Source organism: Terrabacter sp. 2RAF25, assembly GCF_052115265.1.
Classification (GTDB): domain Bacteria; phylum Actinomycetota; class Actinomycetes; order Actinomycetales; family Dermatophilaceae; genus Terrabacter.
Genome location: NZ_JBFRGJ010000005.1, coordinates 259,867 through 281,772 on the forward strand (window position 1 = coordinate 259,867; position 21,906 = coordinate 281,772).

General features: G+C 72.2%; 18 protein-coding genes. 7 read left to right on the plus strand and 11 right to left on the minus strand.

Annotated features, from left to right (window positions below; translation table 11 throughout):
- Positions 1–106: 106 nt before the first annotated feature.
- On the minus strand, positions 107–1,801 hold the full coding sequence (locus tag AB4091_RS14870; protein WP_442292527.1) for an AbgT family transporter: 1,695 nt from the start codon (positions 1,799–1,801) through the stop codon (positions 107–109).
- Positions 1,801–3,318, minus strand: a complete 1,518-nt coding sequence (locus AB4091_RS14875; protein WP_442292528.1) for a leucyl aminopeptidase — start codon at positions 3,316–3,318, stop codon at positions 1,801–1,803. Before AB4091_RS14875 ends, AB4091_RS14870 begins: the two co-directional genes overlap by 1 nt.
- Positions 3,319–3,609: 291 nt before the next feature.
- Between AB4091_RS14875 and AB4091_RS14880 the strand changes: the two genes are divergently transcribed.
- Positions 3,610–5,415: an SLC13 family permease gene (locus AB4091_RS14880; RefSeq protein WP_442292529.1), complete on the plus strand. Its 1,806-nt coding sequence runs from the start codon at positions 3,610–3,612 to the stop codon at positions 5,413–5,415.
- On the opposite strand, the gene AB4091_RS14885 is transcribed toward AB4091_RS14880, so the two are convergent.
- From AB4091_RS14885 to AB4091_RS14910, 6 genes are all read right to left on the minus strand, one after another.
- The gene (locus AB4091_RS14885; RefSeq protein ID WP_442292530.1) at positions 5,390–6,400 is read right to left on the minus strand and encodes a lysylphosphatidylglycerol synthase domain-containing protein; all 1,011 of its coding nucleotides are present in this window, start codon (positions 6,398–6,400) and stop codon (positions 5,390–5,392) included. The two genes, AB4091_RS14880 and AB4091_RS14885, sit on opposite strands and share 26 nt — an antisense overlap.
- A 94-nt stretch (positions 6,401–6,494) precedes the next feature.
- Positions 6,495–6,701 carry a hypothetical protein gene (locus tag AB4091_RS14890; protein ID WP_442292531.1) on the minus strand — a complete coding sequence of 69 codons (207 nt, stop codon included), beginning with the start codon at positions 6,699–6,701 and terminating at the stop codon, positions 6,495–6,497.
- A 132-nt stretch (positions 6,702–6,833) separates the two neighbouring features.
- A complete protein-coding gene (locus AB4091_RS14895) occupies positions 6,834–9,914 on the minus strand; it encodes an AAA family ATPase (protein ID WP_442292532.1) in 3,081 nt (1,026 codons plus the stop codon).
- A gap of 248 nt (positions 9,915–10,162) precedes the next feature.
- On the minus strand, positions 10,163–11,797 hold the full coding sequence (locus AB4091_RS14900; protein WP_442292533.1) for a copper resistance CopC/CopD family protein: 1,635 nt from the start codon (positions 11,795–11,797) through the stop codon (positions 10,163–10,165).
- A gap of 19 nt (positions 11,798–11,816) precedes the next feature.
- Positions 11,817–12,683 carry a YcnI family copper-binding membrane protein gene (locus AB4091_RS14905; protein ID WP_442292534.1) on the minus strand — a complete coding sequence of 289 codons (867 nt, stop codon included), beginning with the start codon at positions 12,681–12,683 and terminating at the stop codon, positions 11,817–11,819.
- A 94-nt stretch (positions 12,684–12,777) separates the two neighbouring features.
- Positions 12,778–13,455 carry a hypothetical protein gene (locus AB4091_RS14910; protein ID WP_442292535.1) on the minus strand — a complete coding sequence of 226 codons (678 nt, stop codon included), beginning with the start codon at positions 13,453–13,455 and terminating at the stop codon, positions 12,778–12,780.
- Positions 13,456–13,850: 395 nt separating this feature from the next.
- Here AB4091_RS14910 and AB4091_RS14915 point away from each other — a divergent pair, with 395 nt between their 5' ends.
- The 4 genes from AB4091_RS14915 to AB4091_RS14930 all read left to right on the plus strand — a co-directional run bounded on the left by AB4091_RS14915 (position 13,851) and on the right by AB4091_RS14930 (position 17,480).
- Positions 13,851–14,678, plus strand: coding sequence for an ABC transporter substrate-binding protein (locus tag AB4091_RS14915; protein WP_442292536.1), 828 nt, complete (start codon positions 13,851–13,853; stop codon positions 14,676–14,678).
- 38 nt (positions 14,679–14,716) lie between these two features.
- On the plus strand, positions 14,717–15,508 hold the full coding sequence (locus AB4091_RS14920; protein WP_442292537.1) for an amino acid ABC transporter permease: 792 nt from the start codon (positions 14,717–14,719) through the stop codon (positions 15,506–15,508).
- The gene (locus AB4091_RS14925; protein ID WP_442292538.1) at positions 15,505–16,281 is read left to right on the plus strand and encodes an amino acid ABC transporter ATP-binding protein; all 777 of its coding nucleotides are present in this window, start codon (positions 15,505–15,507) and stop codon (positions 16,279–16,281) included. The genes AB4091_RS14920 and AB4091_RS14925 overlap by 4 nt, the downstream gene beginning before the upstream one ends.
- Positions 16,282–16,382: 101 nt before the next feature.
- Positions 16,383–17,480 (plus strand): DUF3800 domain-containing protein, encoded by a 1,098-nt coding sequence (locus AB4091_RS14930; protein ID WP_442292539.1) that lies wholly within the window; start codon positions 16,383–16,385, stop codon positions 17,478–17,480.
- Here AB4091_RS14930 and AB4091_RS14935 read toward each other — a convergent pair.
- From AB4091_RS14935 to AB4091_RS14945, 3 genes are all read right to left on the minus strand, one after another.
- A complete protein-coding gene (locus tag AB4091_RS14935; protein ID WP_442292540.1) occupies positions 17,471–17,599 on the minus strand; it encodes a hypothetical protein in 129 nt (42 codons plus the stop codon). The two genes, AB4091_RS14930 and AB4091_RS14935, sit on opposite strands and share 10 nt — an antisense overlap.
- Positions 17,600–17,725: 126 nt before the next feature.
- Complete coding sequence (locus AB4091_RS14940) at positions 17,726–19,072, minus strand: sensor histidine kinase (protein ID WP_442292574.1); 1,347 nt, start codon at positions 19,070–19,072, stop codon at positions 17,726–17,728.
- Positions 19,072–19,788 carry a response regulator transcription factor gene (locus tag AB4091_RS14945; RefSeq protein ID WP_442292541.1) on the minus strand — a complete coding sequence of 239 codons (717 nt, stop codon included), beginning with the start codon at positions 19,786–19,788 and terminating at the stop codon, positions 19,072–19,074. Before AB4091_RS14945 ends, AB4091_RS14940 begins: the two co-directional genes overlap by 1 nt.
- 61 nt (positions 19,789–19,849) lie before the next feature.
- Here AB4091_RS14945 and AB4091_RS14950 point away from each other — a divergent pair, with 61 nt between their 5' ends.
- Positions 19,850–21,316 (plus strand): ferredoxin reductase family protein, encoded by a 1,467-nt coding sequence (locus tag AB4091_RS14950; protein ID WP_442292542.1) that lies wholly within the window; start codon positions 19,850–19,852, stop codon positions 21,314–21,316.
- Positions 21,313–21,837: an FMN-binding protein gene (locus AB4091_RS14955; protein WP_442292543.1), complete on the plus strand. Its 525-nt coding sequence runs from the start codon at positions 21,313–21,315 to the stop codon at positions 21,835–21,837. Before AB4091_RS14950 ends, AB4091_RS14955 begins: the two co-directional genes overlap by 4 nt.
- Positions 21,838–21,906 lie beyond the last annotated feature (69 nt).

Sequence of the window (21,906 nt, forward strand, 5' to 3'; positions counted from 1 at the left end):
GTCGCCGAGGACCCAGCCGGTCCCGGTGCCGCCCTGTCGTCCACGTCGTCCCCGTCCTGCACGTCGTCCCACGTCGTTCCACGTCGTCCGTCGAAGTCCGTCGCTCTCAGTTGAGGTGCACGGGGGCGCTTGGCCCCCAAGGGATTCCGATCACGTACCAGAGGACGAAGAAGAGGATCCAGGTGACGAGCACGATCGCCGTGTACGGGATCATCATCGACACCACGGTGCCGAGCCCGGCGCGACGCTGGTAGCGCTGGCAGACGAGAACGATGAACGGCAGGTAGACCATGAGCGGCGTGATCACGTTCATCGGCCCGTCGCCCACGCGGTAGGCGGCGATCACCGTCTGTGGGGCGATCCCCAGCCGGTAGAAGAGCGGGATGAAGATCGGCGCGAGGATCGCCCACTTCGGGATGACGCCGGGCATGATCAGGTCGATCACGGCCACGAGCAGGATGAACCCGATGAGCAGGGCGAGCGCTCCGATGTTGGCGCTCTCGAGCAGGTCGGCGAGCCCCGTCGCAGCCAGCTTCGAGATGTTCGAGTAGTTGAAGTAGGCGATGAACTGGGCGATCAGCAGCATCAGGAAGATCAGGCCGCCCAGGCCGTTGAAGGTCTTGACGACGGCGTTGATGACGTTGGTGCTGCCCGTCAGCGTCTTCGCTCCGCGGCCGTAGCCGAGCCCGGCCGCGAGGAAGAGCATCGAGATGATGAAGAGCAGGCTGCTCATGAACGGGGACGACCCGAAGATCTCACCGGTGTCGGGGTTGCGCAGGGGTGCGGAGGGCAGGGCGGTGAGCAGGGTGACGACGGCGACCGCGACGACGATCCAGATCAGCGACATCCGCAGGCCCTTCGACTCGAGGGCCATCTCCTCGTCGGTCGGGATCGTGTCGGCGGGTGCGTCCGTGGGCGCCTCGGACCGGCTCCACCTGCCGAGCCGCGGCTCGAGCAGCCGCTCCGTCACCCAGGTCATCACCAGGGCGCAGAAGAGCAGCGACGCGGTGCTGAAGAAGAAGTTGTGCGTCACGTTGAGCTCGACGTCAGGCGCCACCAGCGCGATCGTCTCGTTCGTGACCTCGGTGATGATGCCGTCGGCGGGCGTGATGAGCACGTTGACGAAGAACGCCGCGCTGACCCCGGCGTAGGCCGCGGCGATGCCGGCGAGCGGATGTCGTCCGACGGACACGAAAGCGGCTGCCCCCAAAGGGATCAGCACCAGGTAGCCGGCGTCCGACGCAACGCTCGAGATGCCGCCGAGGAGCACGATGATGAACGTGATCGCACCGCGCGGGGCCACCTTGACCATCTTCCGGATGAGGGCTGCGATCAGTCCGGCCTCCTCGGCCACGCCGACGCCGATCATCGCGACGAGGATGACTGCCACGACGCCGAAGTCGTTGAAGTTCTGGACGGCCGTCGTGAAGATGAAGCGGATGCCGTCACCGGTGAGCAGGCTGTTGGCCGTGATGGTCTCGCGCTCGATCTGGTAGTCGGGAACGACACCCGTCGGCGGGTGCGGGTAGCCGGGGAGGGCAGTCCCTCCCTCGTAGTCCGGCACCGCCGGCACCGACCCCGGCTCAGCGACGTCGGTCGTGACGCTCGCGCCCGTGAGGTAGAGGACGTGCGAGAGCACGATGACGCCGACGATGAGTCCCAGGAAGATCAGCGCGGGGTGGGGCACCTTGTTGCCGAGCCGTTCGATCCCGTCGAGGAAGCGCTGCATCCCCCCGCGCTGGCCGCCGTCCGAGCCCTGCTCGTCGGCGGCTGACTCCGGCGACGGCGCGACGGCGCTCATCAGGCGCCTCCCCCGGGTCTTTCGAAGCTGCACGCCAGCTCGACGAGGAGCCGGCTGCCGAAACCGGTCGCGCCCTTGTTGCGCCACGACCTCGCCTCGGGCAGCTGCGCCGTGCCCGCGATGTCGATGTGCGCCCACGGCACCTCGCCGACGAACTCGGCGAGGAACAACGCCGCGGTGATCGACCCGGCGTTCGGTCCTCCCATGTTGGTGAAGTCGGCGATGGGCGAGTCGAGCTGGCGCCGGTAGGGGCGGTGCAGGGGCAACGGCCAGACCGGCTCGTCCACGGCGTCGCCGGCCCGGCGCACCTGGTCGACGAGCGCGTCGGAGCTGCCCATGACGCCGGCGATGTCGACCCCGAAGGTGCGGAGGCACGCACCGGTCAGCGTCGCGATGTCGACGATGGCATCGACCCCGAGCTCGACCGCGAGGGACAGCGCGTCGGCCATGACGAGTCGGCCTTCGGCGTCGGTGTTGAGGACCTCGACCGTCTTGCCGTTGCGCATCCGCAGGACGTCACCGAGCTTGAGGGCGGACCCCGACGGCATGTTGTCGGTGCACATGAGGTAGCCGGTCACCTCGGTCTGACAACCGACGTCGCGCAACGCCGACATGGCGGCCAGCACGGTCGCGGCACCCGTCATGTCGTTCTTCATCTGGGCGTGCGATTCGTCGCTCGGCTTGAGACTGATCCCGCCCGAGTCGTACATGATGCCCTTGCCGACCAGGGCGAGGTGTCCTCGCGAGGTGCCCTCGGGTCGGTAGTGCAGCCGCACCATCCTCGGCTCCTCGGCGCTGCCGAGGTTGACACCGAGCAGACCACCGCAGCCCATCTCGGTCAGCGACTCACGACCGTCGACCTCGACGTCGAGGCCGGCATCGCGTGCCACCTCCTCGGCGACCTCGGCGATGCGTGTGGCCGTGAGCGTCGCTGCCGGGCAGTTGGCGAGGTCGCGGCCGAGGGCCGCGGCGCGGGCGAGGATGCGGCCTCGGCGCGTACCTTCTCCAACGGCCTCGGCGTGCTCGCTCGAAGCGACGACGACGAGACGGTCGAGGTGGGGCGCATCGTCAGCCGCACCCACGTGGAACGACCAGCGTGCGAGCAGGACGCCCTCCGTGACGGCTTGCGCGAACTCTCTGGGCGACAACGAGGTTCCCCGTGTCGGGAGACGCACGGCAAGGCCCCGATGGCGCGGGACCGCGCGGGCGAACGTGCCGGCGAGGTCGCGGACGGCGGCCGCGTCGAGGTCCCCCGCGGGCCCGATGCCGAGGGCCACGAGGGCGCGTCCGGGTCCGGTCGGGATGACGAGCGTCTCTCCGCGGGCGCCGGTGAACCCGGCGGCCGCGAGGGTGGCCGGGTCGTGGCCGAGCGCCTCGGATGCGTCGGCACCCTCGGCCACCGGGACGGCCACGGCCCCGACGACGTCCGGGCCGGGGAGCTCGTCGACGACCTCCACCGTCACCGACGTCCGGGCCGACGGGATGGGGTCCAGTGTGCGCATGGCTGGGGTGCTCACGCCGACTCCTTGCATGACGAGGTCAGGTGCCTCCGAGCATGACCCGCCGTCGACCGACCCCGATTCACCCGCCGAGGGTGACCGCAGACGCGGGCCGCCACTGAAGCATGGGACGTGAGCGCTGGTGCAGGACCACGTGGGAGCGCTGCCGGGAGCCCGCCTCCGTGTGCCGGCCGCGCCGACCGCCCTTCACGCGAAAGGGGACCCGATGGGATCCAGCCGCCGGACGTGTGGACTGCGCAACGGCCGGGCGGAGCGCCCTCTGGCGCGCGGCTGCCCGGTGTGCTGCCCGTGAGCCCGGCGGCCACGAGCTTGACCGTCCTCGCCGCGACCGTCGTGCTCTTCGTCTGGAACCGCCTTCCGGTCGGCTCGGTGGCCGTGCTGACCTGCCTGTCGCTCTACGCGACCGGGCTGGTCGACTCCGACACGGCGCTGTCGGGCTTCGGGGACCCCGTCGTGGTCTTCATCGCGTCCCTGTTCGTCGTCAGCGAGGCCATCGACTCGGCCGGCGTCACGACGTGGGCCGGCCGGCGGCTCGTCGAGGTCGTCGGTGACGGCGTGGTTCGCCTCACCGTCGCGGTCCTGGCGCTCTGCGCGGTCCTGACCGCCGTGATCACCCTCAACGGCTCGGTCGCGGCACTGCTGCCGGTGGTGCTGGCGCTCGCGCTTCGCATCGGCCGCTCGCCCTCGCTGCTCCTGATGCCGATGGCCTTCGCCGGGAGTGCCGGTTCCCTCCTCGCCCTCACCGGCTCGCCGGTCAACGTCATCGTCTCCGAGGCCGCCGTCGGCGCGGGCAGCCCGGCGTTCCGCTTCTTCGACTTCGCCGTGGTCGGGGTGCCGCTGGTCCTCGGCACGATCGCCGTGGTCGTGCTCCTGGCCCCGCGGGTCCTGCCGCAGCGCCCGTCGTCCGTGCCCGTGCGCGACCTCGGCCGGCACGCCAGCCGGCTGGCCGCCTACTACGAGCTGCACGAGGGCTTCTACCGCCTGCGGGTGCGGCCCGGTTCACCCGTGGTCGGGATCCCTGCGGGCCATCTCGACCTCGCGGCATACCCAGGCGTGACGTTGATCGGCATCCAGAGTGTCGGCGGCCACGCAGTGGCGGCCGAGGAGGCGGTCGCCGAGGACGACGTCGTCGTCGTCAGCGGCGACAGTGATGCGGTCAGTCGGCTCGTGCCGGAGCTGCGACTGTCGGTGGCGATGCGTCCGATCACGACGGAGTCGAGCGGCATCATGAACCGCGAGACGGGGGTGGCCGAGGTGGTCGTTCCCCCGCGTTCGCCGCTCGTCGGCGAGACGTCCTTCCCGGGTCAGCTGCGCGCGGCCGACCTCGTCGTGCTGGGGGTCAGGCGTCTCGGCAAGGACGTCGGGCCCAGGCCGGTCGAGCTGGTGGCCGGCGACAGTCTCCTGCTCCACGGCACGTGGACGTCGATCGAGGAGCTCGTGCACGACCGGGACGCGCTCCTGGTCGATGCCCCCGATCTCGTTCGGCGACAAGCAGTTCCGCTCGGTCCGCGATCGGGCCGGGCCATTGCCGTCCTCGTGGTGATGGTCGCCTTCCTCGCGGCCGGCGTCGTGCCGCCCGCGGTGGCGGGGCTCGCTGCAGCGACGGCGATGGTGCTGACGAGGGTGATCACCGTCAACCAGGCCTACCGCGCGGTGTCCTGGCAGACCGTCGTGCTCATCGGCGGCCTCATCCCGCTCTCGACCGCCATCCAGTCCAGCGGCGCAGCCGACCTCGTCGCCCGCGGGCTCATCGGCATCGTCGGCAACGGCCGGCCCTACCTGCTCCTCGTCGCGATCTTCGCCCTGACGGCGGTGCTCGGCCAGGTCGTGAGCAACACGGCAACGGTGCTGATCGTCGTGCCGATCGCCGTCGCGGCGGCCCAGGACACGGGGGCATCGGTCGCGCCCGTGCTCATGCTCGTGGCCGTCGCAGGAGCGGCATCGCTGCTCACGCCGATCGCCACCCCGGGCAACATGATGGTGATGGGCCCCGGCGGGTACCGGTTCGGCGACTACTGGCGCCTCGGGCTGCCCGTCCTGCTGGTGTGGATGGTGGTCGCCGTGGGCATCATTCCGCTCGTGTGGCGGCTCTGAGGGGCCGGGCCTCGGTGGCGTGGTGCCGTCGCCACCACCCCAGCGTGATCGCCCCTGTCACGAGAGGCACGAGCAGCCAGCAGACCCGGAACACGACGAGACCGGCGACCGCCGAGGACTCCCAGGGTCCCTGCTCGAGGCCGAGGACGGCGAGCACCGCCGCGTCCAGCACGCCCACTCCGCCGAACGGCAGCGCCGTCAGCGGGTAGGCGACGAGCAGGGCCACGATGACCGTCGCGGGCGGGGCGACCTCTGCAGGGACACCCGCGAAGCGCAGTGACAGGAGAAGGAGCAGCGCCTCACTGAGGACGAGCGCGACCTGGCACGCCATGGCGCGCAGCCATCCCCGACGCAGCACCGTTCCGACGCGCCGCACGAAGTCCGCCGCGCGCTCGGACCATGCGGCCGGGTCTGCCGAACGCACGATGCGGCGCAGCCGGGCTGCCAGCCACCCGGCCGCAAGAGCAGCAGGACGCTCGCCGCGTGAGGCGACGACGAGACCGGCGACCACGGCGAGGCTCACCGCGCCGCTCGACACAGCCGTCCAGACGTATGCCGTCGCCGTCTCTCCGACGGCCATGGCAAGTCCCACGCCGAGCAGCGGCGCGCCGAACCGCGCCACGTAGTACGTGAGGGTGTTGAGCGAGATGCCGGCCAGGCCGGCAGCGGAGTCGATCCCCCACGACCGCAGCATCGCGACCCGCAGGACGACGTCGCCGGGCGGTGGCGCGACGGTGGCCACGAGGTTGGCCGACAGGTCGTTGGCCACCGCCCGGCGCAGGCCCAGGGACGGGACGAAGACCGTGAGCGGGCCGGCGTTGAGGCACTGGCGCAGCGCGACGACGAGCAGCAGAGCGCCCACGGCGGCGAGTGAGAGGGTGGCCATCGCGACCCAGACGGCCGGCCAGTCGACACTGCGCACGATCCGGGTGAACCACCAGGCGGCCACGGCCGTGACCCCGACCTTGAGCAGCGCGACGAGCACGGTCCGACCGCGTGACGGACCGGCCCCCGAACGCCTGGTCGGCTCGGTCGAGGGCTCCGGCGCGTGGCCGTCCGGGGGCTGGGGTGTCGGCATGTCAGTCGGGCAGACGACGCAGCTCGAGCAGGGTGAGGCCGAGGTCCTGGATCCGGTCGAGGATCCCGTGCAGGTGCGGGGTGTCGACGACGTCGCCGTACATGATCGACCCCCTGTTGCCCAGGGCGACCCTCGACTCCTCGAGCTCGGGAAAGGCGACGTGGGCGGAGTCGGTCAGCTGCTCAGCCAGGATGAACTCGTAGCGCACTCCGCCTCCTCGTGATCCGTCAGGGGCCGCCGAAGCACCTGACTCGATCGTGACGCACGCGCAGCGCGCCGGTGTCACCCCGAAGGGGTGACATCTGCGAGCGGCCGGAGGAGGGCCGAGCGCCTCTCGCGGCTACAGCAGTCCCAGCCGGCGGGCCGCAGCCACGGCGTCGCGACGGCTGCGCACGTCGAGCTTCTGGAAGAGCGAGCGCAGCTGGGTCTTGACGGTGTTCGGGCTGACGGCCCGGGCCGCCGCGATCTCCGCGACCGTGAGCAAGGACGGGAGCTCGCGCAGGAGGCTGAGCTCGCGGGCGCTCAGGGCCACATCCGTCCGGGCGGCTACGGGCAGCGCCCATCGTCGCCGGTGCTCGATCAGCCGCTCGGCGAACTGTTCGAGCTCACCGAAGCGCCCGGCTCCCGCTCTGAGAACGTGCAGGACGTCGGGAGCTGCGCCCACGACGAGCCGGAGGCCACCGTGGCGCGCGTCCTTGGCCAGCGCAGTGAGGAAGGCCTCATGAGCCACCGTCGGCTGGTCGTTGCGGTGCGCGAGCACGGACTGGACGACCCGCGCCTGCACCTCCAGGCGCAGCGGGAGCCCGGAGGTCCCACGGGCGAGCACCGACGAGACGGCCCGGCGCGCAACCGAGTCGGAGCCCACGCGCAGGTGACGCAGAGCCGCCAGCACCGCGAGACCGTCGTCACCCAGCGTGCCCCCGGGCTCCTCGAGGTACAGGTCCTCGACCTCGAGGGCGAGCCGGGGAGAGCCGGCGGCCAGGAGCAGCTGGTGCGCGAGGTGCAGCTCGCTCTTCGCCAGTCCACGGGTCATCGAGAGAGTCTGCACTTCGCGCACGTCGGCCATGACCCGGGCTGCCACCGACTGCCGGCCACCAGGCTCCTCAACGGACTCGGCGAGGTCGAGGGCGGCCCCCAGGGTGCGCGCCAGTCTCGACAGCTGCTGGAGACCGCGTCGCATCACGGAGTCCGGGTCGGCCGTGAGGTCGCCATCGGGACCTGCGGCCAGGGCCGACGCGATGATGCCGGTCGCGACGACACCGCGCGCCCTCGCCGTGTCGTCGTCGAACCGGTGGAAAGCGGCCCACGCTCCGAGGACGTGCGCCGACACGAGGCGGGGGGACGTCGCCCATGGCGTGTCCCGGGACTCCTCGAGCACGCGCTCGCTCCAGGAGGTCATGCCGGCAAGGTCCTCCTGGGCACTGCACACCGTGGCGAGCCCGGTCATCGCCTCCAGCGCCGGGAGGGGGTGCCGTGTGCTCCGCGCCGCGTCGAGCGCCGACGTGTAGGCCCGGTGCGCCTCGTCGAGGCGACCGGCTCCGAGGAGGACTCCACCGCTGGTCAGTCGGTCGAGCAGGAGCAGGTCCGCCTCCTCGTGAGGGAGGTTGTCGAGAGGCTCCTGGACGACGGGTGCGGCTACAGGTGACCCGCCGTCCGGCGCGGCGTGGGCCGGAGAACCGTCCGCCGTCCGCTCGGCGCCATCCGGCACACGCCCCATCGGCAGGTCTTCGAGCGACCAGGCGTCGAAGGTCGCGAGAACCTGCTTGGCCAAGCCGTGCGCCAGCGGCGCCCCGGCAGATGTGGTCTCCTCGGCCAGGCTCGCCCGTGACAGGTCGCCGCCACCCAGCAGGGCCAGCCAGCGCAGCCCCACGGCCACCAGCCTGTCGACGGTGGCATCGGTGTCGCCCGAACCGTCACCGCCTGCGCTCCCCGGCTCCTCCGGCGCGTCGCGTGAGTCCGGGACCTGGAGCGAGGCGAGGGCTTTCCGCGCCGCCGCAGGGTCGGCGAGGTCGAGCCGTGCCAGGGCGGCGAGCGCCGTCAGCACGGGATCGCCCGGCTCGACGACGCGCAGGGCCGCGTCGAGGTCGGGCCCCCTCCCGTCGAGGAGCAGGTGCAGCGCGTGGTGGTGCAGGACGTCGCTGACGAGGTCGAGGTCGCCGGCGGCCTCGGCGTGCCGAAGGGCTCGGCTGGGCCCGTCGTGGGCCGAGTACCAACGGGCGGCCCGTGCGTGGACCTCACGGGTCCGGCGGAGGCTGCGCGCCTCGAGCGTCGCCGACAGGTAGCTACGGAGCAGCAGGTGGAAGCGATACGTGGGAGTGCCGACCGTGTCGGCCGCGACCATCGCGCTGTCGGACGACAGCTCGGCGAGCAGCTCGCCGGCGTCGTCCCGTCCCGACACCGCTGCCGCCAGGTCAGGGGTCATCTCCTCCAGGACCGACGTGGAGAGCAGGAAGTCCCGAGTCCTCTCGTCCACGCTCGCGAGCACCTCCTCGACGAGGTAGCCGGACATGGCCCGGTCGGTGCTGGCGAACTCGTGCAGGAACGTCTCCGGGTCCCGCCCCCTGGACAGGGACACCGCAGCGAGGGCCACCCCGGCCGGCCAGCCCTCGGTCAGCGTCTGCAACCTCTCGACGTGCTCGGTCGCGAGCGCGAGGTCGTGGCTCTCCAGGAACCGACGGGTGTCGTCGAGCGAGAAACGCAGCTGCTCCTGGCGGACCTCGACGAGGCGCTCCTCGAGCCGCAGCCGCGCGACGTGCAGACCCGAGTCGGCGCGCGTGGCGACGACGACGTGCAGGCGCGGGGAGGCCTGTCGTACGACCCGGTCGATGAGGTCGCGGGAGCGGGAGTCGCGCACGAGGTGCAGGTCGTCGAGCAGGAGCCACGTGTCGGCGGGAGCAGCAGTCAGCAGGTCGATCAGGCCCGCGACGAAGACGTGCGTCGGCAGGCTCGCCGGCTGAAGCTCCGCCAGCCGCGGCAGGGCATCGTCGAGCGCGGCCACGAGGGCGCCGTGGACTGTCTCGGCGAGGACATCGGGGTCGTTCTCCTCAGGACCCAGGGTGGCCCAGCCGACGCGGTCCCCCCGCCGGGCGAGCTGTGCGGCCCAGGTCGCCAGCAGGGTCGTCTTGCCCGTGCCGACAGAACCCGCGAGGAGCACCACGGTGCCCGTGTTGCGCTCGGTGGCTGTGACCAGGGGCTCTGGCGTCGCGATGGTCGCCCGGTACACCGTGCGCGCCGTCAGCACGGGCGCCCGGTGCTTGGCAGGCAGGGGGCGACCGCAAGGTCCTGGAGCCGGCTCGCGTCCGGTGCTCGTGGTCCCCGAGATCACGAGGTCAGTCCCTGTTCGAGCCGGCGTGGCCGGGCGGAACCGGGCGCGGCCGTCGGTCTCGGTGGGTCGTTCGAGCGCCTGACGGAGGGTCGTCATCATGCACATCCTCGGTGACACCGTGCGACGCGCAGACGGACCGGTCGTGCCCCGCCCTTCCTCCCAGGCGGCGCCGGGCACCTACGAGCCGTCTTTACGGTACTCCCGCCTGGCGTCGGGGCGCGGATCGTCCCGCAGCCCACGCGTAGGCGTCCACCTCACCCACGCGCACGCGTCCACCTCACCCACGTGTACGCGTCCACCTCGCCCACGCGCACGCGTCTGCCGCCGGGCATGGGCTCCGCCTGTCACGGCAGGATGTCGACGTCGCCCCCTGCCACCACCGCCCTGAGGCTCCGGTCCTTGACGGTCAGCGTCGCCTTCCACGTGCCGCTCAGGGGGAAGGTGTAGCGCGCCTCCCAGAGCCCGTCCCTGAGGACGAGCGGGACCGGGATGGCACCCACCCCCCGCTTCGGGTTGCCCAGCTGGAGCGCGACGCTCGTCACCGCGGCGGGCGCGCCCGTACTGGTCGTCACGAGGACGCGCAACGTGCTCCCCCGCGTCGTGGCCGGCAGGACGGCGAGCAGTGCCGCGCGGCCGTCGCCGAGGGAGATCTTGACCTGCCGGTTGGCGTCGACCGGGGACGTCACACCCTGCTGCCCGCTGACGGTCGCGGCCGCGACGGTCGGTGGTGGTGTCGTCGTGCCGAGGGCGGCCGTGACCGCGAGGACTCCGACGGTGAGCAGCGCCTCGGCCCGCACCGAGAGGAGCGGGGACGCGCTGCGCGCGACCTGACGGCGTGACACCGCAGCGGCCGCCAGGGCGCTCGCCACGAGCGCCAGCTTGCCCAGCAGGAGCAGTCCGTAGCGCGTCAGGAAGAGCTGCTCGATCGCGTGGACGTGCTGGAGCGAGTTGAGCACCCCGGTCGCGACCAGGGCCAGGACGGAGACCATGGCCAGCCGTGAGAAGTCGAGCAGCGCACGTCGTTCGACGGAGCGTCCCACGACGACGAGGACGACGAGTCCCCCGACCCAGACCGCCGCCGTCAGGGCGTGCACGGCGACGACCGCCAGGTCGAGGGGTGCGCCCGACGCCGCCCCGTGACCCGACGCCGCGATGGTCACCGCGACCCCGGCCGTGACGACGGGCACGAGGCGGCGTCGCGCTCCGTCGGTGATGGCCGGCACCCGCCAGGCCAGAGCCGCCAGGACGCCGTACAGGGCGACCCTCCACAGGGTGGCCATTCCGAACGACGTGCCCAGGGTGCCCCGAACCAGCTGCGGGTCGAGGAGGTCGGCGAGCGGCCGCGCTGCCGCGTACGGCCCCTGGACGAGCAGGCTCGCCACGGCGAACACCGCGCCGCCGACGATTCCCGCGCGCGCCATCCGCTGGAGGGTGGGGTCGTGGCGCGCGCCCGGCCCGCACCACAGCAGGAACGCAGCGACGCCGGCGAACGCGGCGAGCGACAGGTAGCCGCCCAGCCGGGCCAGCACGACGTATGCCGGAGCGGTCGAGGCCTGGGCCGAGGACGAGGCGCCGACGGCGTCGGGAAGGGCGGGCGGGGCGGCACCGATGCCGAAGGTGAAGGCGCCGTCGACGGGGTGGCCGTCCGAGGAGACCACGCGCCACGTCACGACGTAGGCCCCCTTCGCCAAGGAGGACGGCATCGGCCAGCTGACCCAGTGCCCGGCCTTGACGGGCTCCGGAGTGGCGAGCGTGGCCCCGGTGCTGTCGAGCAGGCGCAGGCCACCGTCGACGAGGTCGACCGACTCGGTGAAGGTCAGCTCGACCGACCGGGGGGCCACCTCGAGGCGCGTCCCGTTCGCAGGCGTGCTGCTGACGAGCTCTGCGTGGGCCCAGGCCGGCGTTGCCAGGGTGATGGCCGAGAAGGCCAGTGCGAGTGCGGCAAGGAGCAGCCGCACCAGTCGTCGTGAGCGTCTCATGGTCGTGCTCCCCACCGGATCAGGGCCGCGCATCCTCAGGCGCTCGCTCCGGTGACGTCCCGGGCGCCCCTCCCGCCACGGGGGCCGCAGCCGCCGGCGTCGCGGTGACGGGCGCAGCGGAACGGCCGCGGCGCCACGCGAGAACGGCCGCCAGGAGCGACACGAGCAGGGCGGCCCCCGAGAGGGCGAGCGAGGCGGTCCCGGACCCTGAGTCAGCCGACGTGGCGGCGCTGCCGACCGCTGCGACCGCGGTCGTGTCGGAGGTGGCGCCGGAGCCGGAGCCGGTGGCGGCTCCGCTCGCGTCGGGTGTGGCCGCCGCGCTCGCCCCCCGCGTGAGCTGCAGGACCGGGGCCGGGTGCTCGGGCTCGGTCGTCTTGTCGGCACTCACCTCGTTCCAGTTGACGGTCTCGCCGCCGGAGTAGGTCTGCACCGCGGAGAAGATGAGCTCACCCGACTCGGGCAGGGGTCCGAGGCTGAGGTTGAAGTCCTTGTACTGGCCCGGGCGGATGCCCACGCCGTCGGTGGACGTCCAGGTGACCTGCGAGACGACCGTGTCGACCTTGCGGCCGAAGACGTCGATGGGCGTGGCCAGCTTGCGGGTGGCGGTGGTCGCCTTCCACCCCGGCATCTCGGTGGTGCGCACCGAGCCGATGGGGTTGTCGGCGGGCAGGACGAGCCGCAGCCGGGTCGTGCTCGCGTCGTCCCGCTCGTTCGGCACGCGGACCGCGATGACGGCGCCCTCACCACCCTCCACGGTGCCGGGCTCGATGCTCACGTGGGCCGAGGCGATGCCCGGCAGGGCGAACGTGGCGGCAAGCGCGATGCCCGCGCCCGCTCCGATGCGGGTGACGTTGCGGCGCAGGGTGACTCGTGACTTCTGGAACATGACAAGGCTCGATTCTGGCGAAGGTCCGAAAGGGTTCGTAGCCGGGGACGGCTGTGCGCCACGCACCCCTGTCGACGCGCCAGGATGCGGCGGGTCACGGGGAGCGGACGAAGCCACCCGTCGGCGGCCCCCGCCGCCTGTTGCCGGACCCCGCCGGATCGATCGCGAGTGGTACGGCCACGGCGCACACCGTCAGGCAACGCGGTCGTGCCAGGACGAACGGCGTCGCGAAGGCCGCGCTCAGGGCGTGGCGCACCCTGAGCCAGGCGGTCGCCATCGTGCCCGCCGCCAGCCTGGCCAGCGACCAGAGGGCCCGCTCGCCCGCCGCCAGCCACGCGCCGACCAGCAGTGCGGCCCCGAGGTGGGCCGCCAGCATGCGGGCGTCGGCACTCCACTCCGTGAGTGCCCGAAGAGCCGCCACGCCAGGGTCGGTGCGCAGGTGGACCCCGTCGCCTCCGGCCAGGTGCCCCGGCATGCCGGTCGGCACGGCCGGTCCGGCCGGTCCTGCCCGTCCTGCGTGTCCCGGGAGAAGCTGGAGGGCACCGTGCAGCGCAGCCTGCCCCGCCAACAGCATCGCGGCAGACCACCACCACGACAGCGGCCGACGGAGCAGGGCGGCCGACGAGAGAGTCACCAGCGCGCACAGGGGCACCAGCATCGAGGGGTCGGGCAGCGTGCCCCCGCCGGCGATGTGGGCAGCCAGCGTGCTCGACACGACGAGCAGCGACAGCACCGCAGCACGCACCCAGCGCACCATCGTCAGGTTCCCCACCGGCTCCACCCCCTCGAAGCGGCCCGACGGGATCGACGGTACGGGGGCGACCTTGAGCCTTTCTTGAGTTCCTCAGGCCGAGGAATGGACCGATTATCACTTGGCGTTTGGCGTCCTATAACGTGGAGTTCGCGAAGGGTGTTCGCGTGACGGACCTCCTGCAGCGCTCCTCGGCCTGCTGCCGGCCGCCTCCTGAGTCGCCTCCTGAGTCGCCTCCTGAGTCGCCTCCTGAGTCGCCTCCTGAGTCGCCTCCTGAGTCGCCTCGCGAGTCGACCGCGACCGCGTACCCGTCGCGCCCCTCTCCCGCCGTGCACCGATGCCGGCGGGCAGGCCAGAGCCGCGCCCTCGTCCGCGCGCGCCCCGGCTTGCCGTGCCCCGATCCAGAAGGAACTCGCATGAACCTGTCCCGCCGGACGCTGACCGCTTCCGTCGTCGCTCTCGCCGCCCTGTCGCTCGCCGCGTGCGGCGGTTCGTCGGCCGGCGCGGGCTCCGCCGACAACCCCTACGACCTCCAGCAGGCCGGCGTCCTGCGCGCCGGCACGCTGACGGACGCCCCGCCGAACGTCTTCCTCAAGAACGGCACGTTCACCGGCTTCGACAACGACCTGCTGACTGCTGTCGCCGGCAAGCTCGGCCTCAAGGTCGAGTTCGTCGGCACCGAGTTCAGCTCGCTGCTCGCGCAGGTCAAGACCCGCAAGTTCGACGTCGGTTCGTCGTCGATCAGCATCACCGAGGCCCGCAAGAAGACGGTCGCCTTCACCAACACGTACGACTTCGGGTTCCTCGGCCTCGACGTGCCGAAGGGCTCGACCATCACCTCGTTCGACCAGCTCGCCGGCAAGCGGGTCGCCGTCGTGCAGGGCACCGTCCAGGACGACTACGCCACGCGCTCGAACCTCAACCCCGTGCGCGTCCCCGACTACAACGCCGCGCTCAACCAGCTGAAGGCCGGAACCGCCGACGCGTGGATCACGCCCGCCGAGATCGGTGAGAAGACCGCCGCCGACTCCGGTGGCAAGGTCCTCTCGGTCGCCAAGCAGCTCGACCCCGGGGGCATGGCGTATGCCGTCGCGCCGGGCAACGACAAGCTGCGCGCCGCGCTGGACAAGGCGATCGACGAGGTCGTCGCCGACGGCACCTGGGCCAGGCTGCAGAAGCAGTACTACCCCGGCCGTGAGATCCCCGCGGACTTCAAGCCCGGCAGCGGCACCGCTGCCGAGTAGACACCCGACTGCACCCGACACCCCGAGAGGAGGGCCGGATGGATGCCCTGAACACCGTGTGGGAGACGTTCTTCGACGTCGAGGCCATGCGCGCAGCACTGCCTGACATGCTTCGCATCGGCCTGCCCAACACGCTCGTCCTGGCCCTCTTCTCGGCGCTCATCGGCACCGTGCTCGGCATGGTGCTCGCCGTCTGCGGGCTCTCGCAGCGCCGTGGGCTGCGGTGGCCGGCACGGGTGTTCACCGACGTCTTCCGCGGGCTGCCTGCGGCCGTGACGATCCTGCTCATCGGCGTCGGGCTCGCACCACTGGGCCTGGGGATCTGGGGGCCGAACCCCTATCCCCTCGGCATCCTTGCCCTGTCGCTCATCGCGAGCGCGTACATCGGCGAGATCTTCCGTTCGGGCATCCAGAGCGTCGACACGGGGCAGCTGGAGGCAGCTCGAGCACTCGGGTTCAGCCGACCGTCCGGCATGCGGCTCGTCGTCATCCCGCAGGGTGTGCGACGGGTGCTGCCGGCCCTGGTCAACCAGTTCATCGCCCTGATCAAGGAGTCGTCGCTGGTCTACTTCCTCGGCCTGCTCGCGAGCCAGCGCGACCTGTTCCGCATCGGCCAGGACGCCGCGGCCAACACGGGCAACCAGTCGGCGCTCGTGCTCGCCGGGCTCTTCTACCTGGTCATCACCGTGCCCCTGACCCACGTCGTCAACGCCATCGACCGGCGGCTGCGTGACGGGCGCAGGGCTGACGGCGCATCAGCCGAGAGACCCGGTGGCGCAGCCGATCTCGCGCCCAGCGCCCAGCTCGCGACCAGCCAGGAGTCCCGATGACCCAGCAGACCCACGTGACCGACGGGTCACGCACCGCCTCACCCGCGAGCGGGGTCGGTGTCGCCACCCGCGACATCCACCTCTCGTTCGGTTCGAACCACGTGCTCCGTGGTGTCGACCTCGACGTCCCGGCCGCCTCGACCGCCTGCGTGATCGGCCCCTCGGGCTCGGGCAAGTCCACCCTGCTGCGGGTCGTCAACCGGCTCCTCGAACCCGACAGCGGCGATGTGCTGCTGGACGGTCGCAGCGTCCTCGAGGACGACCCAGACGTCCTGCGCCAGCGGGTCGGCATGGTGTTCCAGCACTTCAACCTCTTTCCGCACAAGACGGTTCGCGCCAACATCACCCTCGGGCTGACCCGCCTCAAGGGCCTGTCGAAGGACGAGGCCGCCGAGCGCGCGCTCGTCCACCTCGACCGCGTCGGTCTCGCCCACAAGGCCGACGTCAGGCCCGGGAACCTCTCCGGTGGCCAGCAGCAGCGGGTCGCCATCGCCCGCGCCCTCGCGATGGAGCCCGAGGTGATGCTCTTCGACGAGGCCACGTCGGCCCTCGACCCCGAGCTCGTCAAGGGAGTGCTCGCGACGATGGCCGATCTTGCCGCCGAAGGGATGACGATGCTCGTCGTCACGCACGAGATGGGCTTCGCACGGTCTGTCGCCCAGCAGGTGCTCTTCATGGACCACGGTCGCGTCGTCGAGTCCGGCGAACCGGGCGCCGTCTTCGAGGCGCCGGGGACCGAGCGCCTCCAGCGCTTCCTCTCGCAGGTGCTCTAGCCCGAGTCGTCACGTCTCCCGAGCTCCCTGCGTATGCCGTCGGGGCCCGTCCCGGCGAAAACTCCTTGGTGCGCTGCAGTCCGGCGGGTGAGCATGGGCGCGTGGACCTGCGCCCCAGGCTGCCCCTGCAGGGTGGGCTGCCACCCAGCACGACGGCCGACGCCCCGCGCCTGCCGGTCGTCGAGGTCGCCTGCGACGAGTCCGGGTTCTCGGGCACGAACCTCCTCGATGCCGCCACGCCGGTGTTCACCCACGCCAGCGTGGATCTCGGGGTCGACGAGGCGGCCGCTCTCATCGACGAGCTGAGATCCGGGTTCCCTTGGCCGTCGAGCGAGTTCAAGTCCGGGCAGCTGTTGCGCGGGCCACGCGGGCGCGACTCACTCGAGTGGTTGCTGGCCGCTCTCGCCGACCGGGCGAACGTGCAGGTCGTCGACAAGGAGTACTTCCTGGCAACCCGCGTGGTCGACCTCTTCCTGGCCGAGCCTTCCTATGCTGCGGGCACGAGCCTCAGCCAGCACCTGCGCCCCGCTGCACTCACGCTCTACCGGGCGGGACGGGCTCGCGGGGCGGACTGGGACGCCTTCCTGGCCGCCTTCGTCGACCTGGTGCGCACCAAGAGGAGACGGCAGCCCGGGCAGCGCGTCGTCGACGGCTTCTTCCGGGCGCGTGACGCGCTCGCGGAGGGCCTCCACCCCGAGGCCGCCGCGGTGCTGGCGGGGTTGACGCGAACGCGCACTCGGGCGGTCCTGCGCCGACTGGACCACGACGTGTCCATTCCCCCACCGCTCGAGCCGCTGCTGCCGGCGCTGGCCGACACCGTGCTGTTCTGGAGCGGTGGTCGCCGGCAGGTGCTCGTGGTCCACGACGAGCAGAGTGCGCTCACCGCCACTCGTCTCCGGCGTCTGCAGCAGGCGCTCGCGCATCACCCCGCCTGGGTCGGGCGCCCTGTCGAGCCGAGCGCCGCCGCCGACCCGCCCGGCACGTCCGCCGAGCAGGTGTCGCCGCTGGCCGGTGTGGTCACCGTCGACTCGAGGGACGACCCGCGGGTGCAGGTGGCCGACGTCCTCGCCGGCGTCGCAAGGCGGTCGCCGGACCTCGAGAGCGACCCGCTGCTGCGGCCCCTGCTCTCGCCCACCTCGCTCCGGCACGCCGGCGTTCGCAAACCGCTCGGCTCCAGCGTTCCGGACCCTCAGCCGTGACTGCGGCCGCCCCTGCGGATCTTCGGGACGTCCCGGCCCAGGAGCCACTCCTCGACCTTCTGCAACGTGACCATCAGCACCAGCCCTGCCACTGGTGTCGCAAGCGTGATCATCGACATGTCGCTCCTTTCGTCCCGAGCACCGCGCCTGCTGGAGGCACGTTCGCCCGGACTCCTCACCCTGACGACGCCCCGGACGGCAGTGCATGACGTGAGCGCGGGAGCACCGCCCGTGCAAGGTGTCGGTCAGCGGCGCGTCGATGCCGGCAGCGCGAGGGTGAAGGTGGCCCCGCCGCCGTGGGTCGGGGTCACCTCGAGGGAGCCGCCGTGGTGTCGGACGATCTGCGTCACGAGCGCGAGACCCAGGCCGAACCGGCGGTCGGGCGTGTCGCGCCGCGCTCGCGCGAACCGGCGCGTCAGGGCCTCCAGCTCGTCTGCCGCCACCCCCGGGCCGTGGTCCACGACCTCCAGCCGCACCTGGCCGCCGTCGGTGCGCGCGGCGAGCTCGACCGCCGCACCCGGGCCGGAGTGGGCGACGGCGTTGTCGACGAGGGCGAGGATCGCGCGCCGCAGGCTCGTCGACACGCCCTCGACCAGTGCCTCCCCCCTGTCGCCGTCGACCCCGCCGACGCGGCTGGCGTCGCCGCGACCGCTCCCCCCGGATGGTCCTCCCCCGGCCACGACGCCGCGCCACTCGAGCGCCACCCCGGACTCGGCGGCATACGGCCGGAGGGAGATGACGACGTCGCGGGCCAGGCCGGCGACGTCGACGAGGTCGCGTGGCGCCTCGCCGGCGTCCAGCTGTGCAGACAGCAGCAGGTCGGACAGGACCTCTCCCATCGCCTTGGTGTCGTCGACGAGCTGGTCCACCTCGCGACCCATGGCGCCGCCGACGCCACTATCCGTCGCGGCACGTTGGGCGCGAATGCTACGGCGCAGCAGCTGGGCCCGGGTGCTGATCACCGCCAGCGGGGTGCGCAGCTCGTGGCTGGCGTCCGCGATGAACTGGCGCTGCAGGTCGAGCGCCTCGGCCAGGGGCCGCACCGCCCGGCGCCCGGCCAGCAGCCCGGTGAGCGCCGACAGGACGACGCCGAGGAGGCCCGCGACACCCATGGCCACGAGCAGGCTGCGTTCCTGCGTGGCGTGCAGCCGCACGTCGTAGACGGCGGCAAAGAGTCGGTCGTCACGCTTGACCCCCGCCGCGGGCCAGTCCCGCCCGTCGGCGACGACGACGAGGGGGAACGACCGGTTCTGGCCCGTTCCGTCCGGTGTGCCCTCGGTGCCTGACGGCACGGAGCGAAGAGCCGCCTCGGCGGCAGCCGCCACCGGCGCCGGTGTGCCCGTCGTCGACCGCGTCCCGTCCGGCGCGACCTGCACGAGCCAGATGCCGACGGGAGCATCGACCACGTCGTCGACCGTGGCTGCCGATGCATCGACCTGTCGCCGGATGTCGGCAGCCTGCTGGCGGTCGAAGAGGAACCCGGCCCCGATGATCGCCACGAGCACGACGACGGCCGTGGTCACCCCCACCCGCGCGGCGATCGAGTGGGCCGCTCGCCTGACCGGGTCCGCCGGTGCGGCCGTCGGTCTCATCACGAGGGCCCCAGACGGTAGCCGACGCCGTGGACCGTCTCCACGACGCCCCGGCCCAGCTTGCGCCGCAGGTAGTAGACGTAGGTGTCGACGGCGCCGAGCGTGTCGGCGCGGGTGAAGGCGGCGTCGAGCAGCTCGTCCCGCGTGAAGACCCGCGTCGGCCGACGGGCGAGGACCTCGAGGACGGCCGCCTCCCGCGTCGACAGCAGCACGTCCTCCCCCGCGCCGACGACACGGTGCTCGCCGACGACGAAGCGGCGAGCCCCGAGCGCGAGCTCCTCGGACAGCGCCCCTGGCGGGCGGAGCAGCGACCGCAGCCGGGCCAGCAGCTCGTCGACGTCGAACGGCTTGACGAGGTAGTCCTGGGCACCCGCATCAAGCCCCGCCACGCGGTCGGCCACCGTGCCCCGTGCCGTGAGGAAGAGCACCGGCGCCACGAGTCCCTTCCTCCGCAGCCGGCTCACGAGGTCGAGCCCCTCGATGCCGGGCAGGCCACGGTCGACGACGAGCACGTCCCAGTCCGCCACGAGGCCCTGGTGGAGTCCCGCCTGCCCGTCCCGGGCCGTCGTGACGGCATACCCCTCCTCGCTCAGAAGGCGCGTCAGCATCGACGACAGCTCTCGGTCGTCCTCGACGAGGAGGAGCCTCGGGGCCGAGAGGCCGGCCGAGATCTCGGCCACCGGCGCGTCGGCGCCGGCGGCGGCGTCCTCGGTCATGCACCCACCCTCTCCCGTGCGTCTCATAACTTTCTGAGATCCGCTGCGGATCATCAGCTGCGTGAGCAACACGATGACATCCCACCCGCCGACGCGCCCGGGCACGACCGAGCGCGTCCGGCGTGCAATCGGCCGAGGCGTGGCCTTCCGGCGCTGGCGGCACCGGGTCGCCGACCTCCTCGAGGCGCTCGCCGTGGCAGCGTTGATGGCCGTGATCGTCCAGTTCCTCCTCGGAGGTGGTAGCCACGACCTGCTGACCGGCGGGGCCGGAGCACGGCTCACGGCGGTCGGCCGACTGACCGGCCTGGTGGCCATGAACCTGCTCCTCGTCCAGCTCGTCCTCGCGGCCCGGGTGCCGCGGGTCGACCGTGTCTACGGCATGGACCGCGCGCTCAAGGCCCATCGGGTGCTCGGGCGCGTCACGGTCCCGCTCGTGCTCGTCCACGTCGGGACGATCGTCGTCGGTGCCGCCATCGGCGACGGCCGCACCGGCGTGGGTGGTGCGGTGCTCGAGCTGCTCTCGATGGTCACGGGCGGCGACGACCTGCTGATGGCCGGGGTGGCCACGCTCCTCCTCGTCGTCATCGCCGTCACGTCCGTGCAGATCGCCCGTCGCCGCCTCGCCTACGAGACCTGGCACCTCGTCCACCTCACCGCGTATGCCGCTGTGGTCCTGTCGATCCCGCACGAGCTCTCGCAGGGCTCGGACTTCACCGCGTCGGCCTGGACGCGTGCCTACTGGTGGGCGCTGTGGGTGCTCGTCGGGGGCAGCATCCTCCTGTGGCGCGTCGCCGTGCCCGTCCTGCGCAGCGCGCGACACGGCATCCGCGTCGACCACGTCGTGGAGGAGGCCGACGGCGTCTGGTCCGTGGTCATGCGCGGCCGGAACCTCGACCGGCTTGGCGTGCGTGCCGGCCAGTTCCTCAACTGGCGCTTCGTCACCCCCGGGCTCCTCCTGTCCGCACACCCGTGGTCGCTCTCGGCCGCCCCGAACGGCCGCTCCCTGCGCATCACCGTGCGTGGGCTCGGCGACCACTCGGCGGCCGTCCGCGACCTGAGGCCGGGCACCTTCGTGCTCGCCGAGGGTCCGTACGGAGCCTTCACGACGCGGGCGCGGGTGCGTCACCAGGTACTGCTCATCGCCGCCGGCATCGGTGTGACGCCGGTCCGCGCCCTCCTCGAGGAGCTCGTCACGGAAGAGCACGCACTACCGGGTGACGTCCACGTGCTCTACCGCGCGGACGCACCCGACCAGCTGCCGCTCCACGACGAGATCGAGCGGCTCGCCGACCTGGCCGGTCACCGGCTCCAGACCCTCGTCGGCCCGCCGGTCCGGGGCTCGATGCTGCCGGCGGGCGCCGGCGGGACCGGTTCGGACGCAGAGCGTCTGGGTCGACTCGTGCCCGGGCTCGCCGAGCACGAGGTCTACCTGTGTGGACCGCCTGTCTGGATGTCGTTGGTTCACAAGGCAGTCCACCGTGCAGGCGTTCCGACCACCCACATCCACGACGAGAGGTTCGGCTGGTGAGAAAGTCGACATCGGTCATCGTCGGCGTCGCGAGCGCCACCGCCATCGGCGCCTCCTGGGCAGCCGGGCTGGCCCCGAAGCACGACAGCGTGGGCGGGGTCACCCTGTCCGCACCACCCCCGGTCGGCAGTTCCGCCACCGGGGCACCACGCAGCGGGAGCAGGCCCAAGCCTGCGGCCAACCTGCCGCGGCGCGCCCACGCGGGCCCGAGCAGTACGCCGAGTGGGACCCCGAAGGCCTCTTCCCGCACCGTCGACGGCGGTGTCGCGCACACCGAGTTCGGCGACGTGCAGGTGCGCATCACCGTCGTCGGGCACCGGATGACCGACGTCACGGCGCTGCACCTGACGGACAGCTCGCGTCACTCGGTGCGCATCAGCGCGCAGGCCGCCCCGGTGCTGCGCTCCGAGGCGCTCGACAAGCAGTCCGCCCAGATCGACATGGTGAGCGGGGCGACCTACACGAGCGACGCCTACCGGCAGAGCCTCCAGTCGGCCATCGACGCCGCCCACCTGGCCTGACGACATCTCGACACCTCACCGCGTCAGGTTGGGATCGTCCGGGCGGCGCGCTTACTTCCCGGGCCCCGG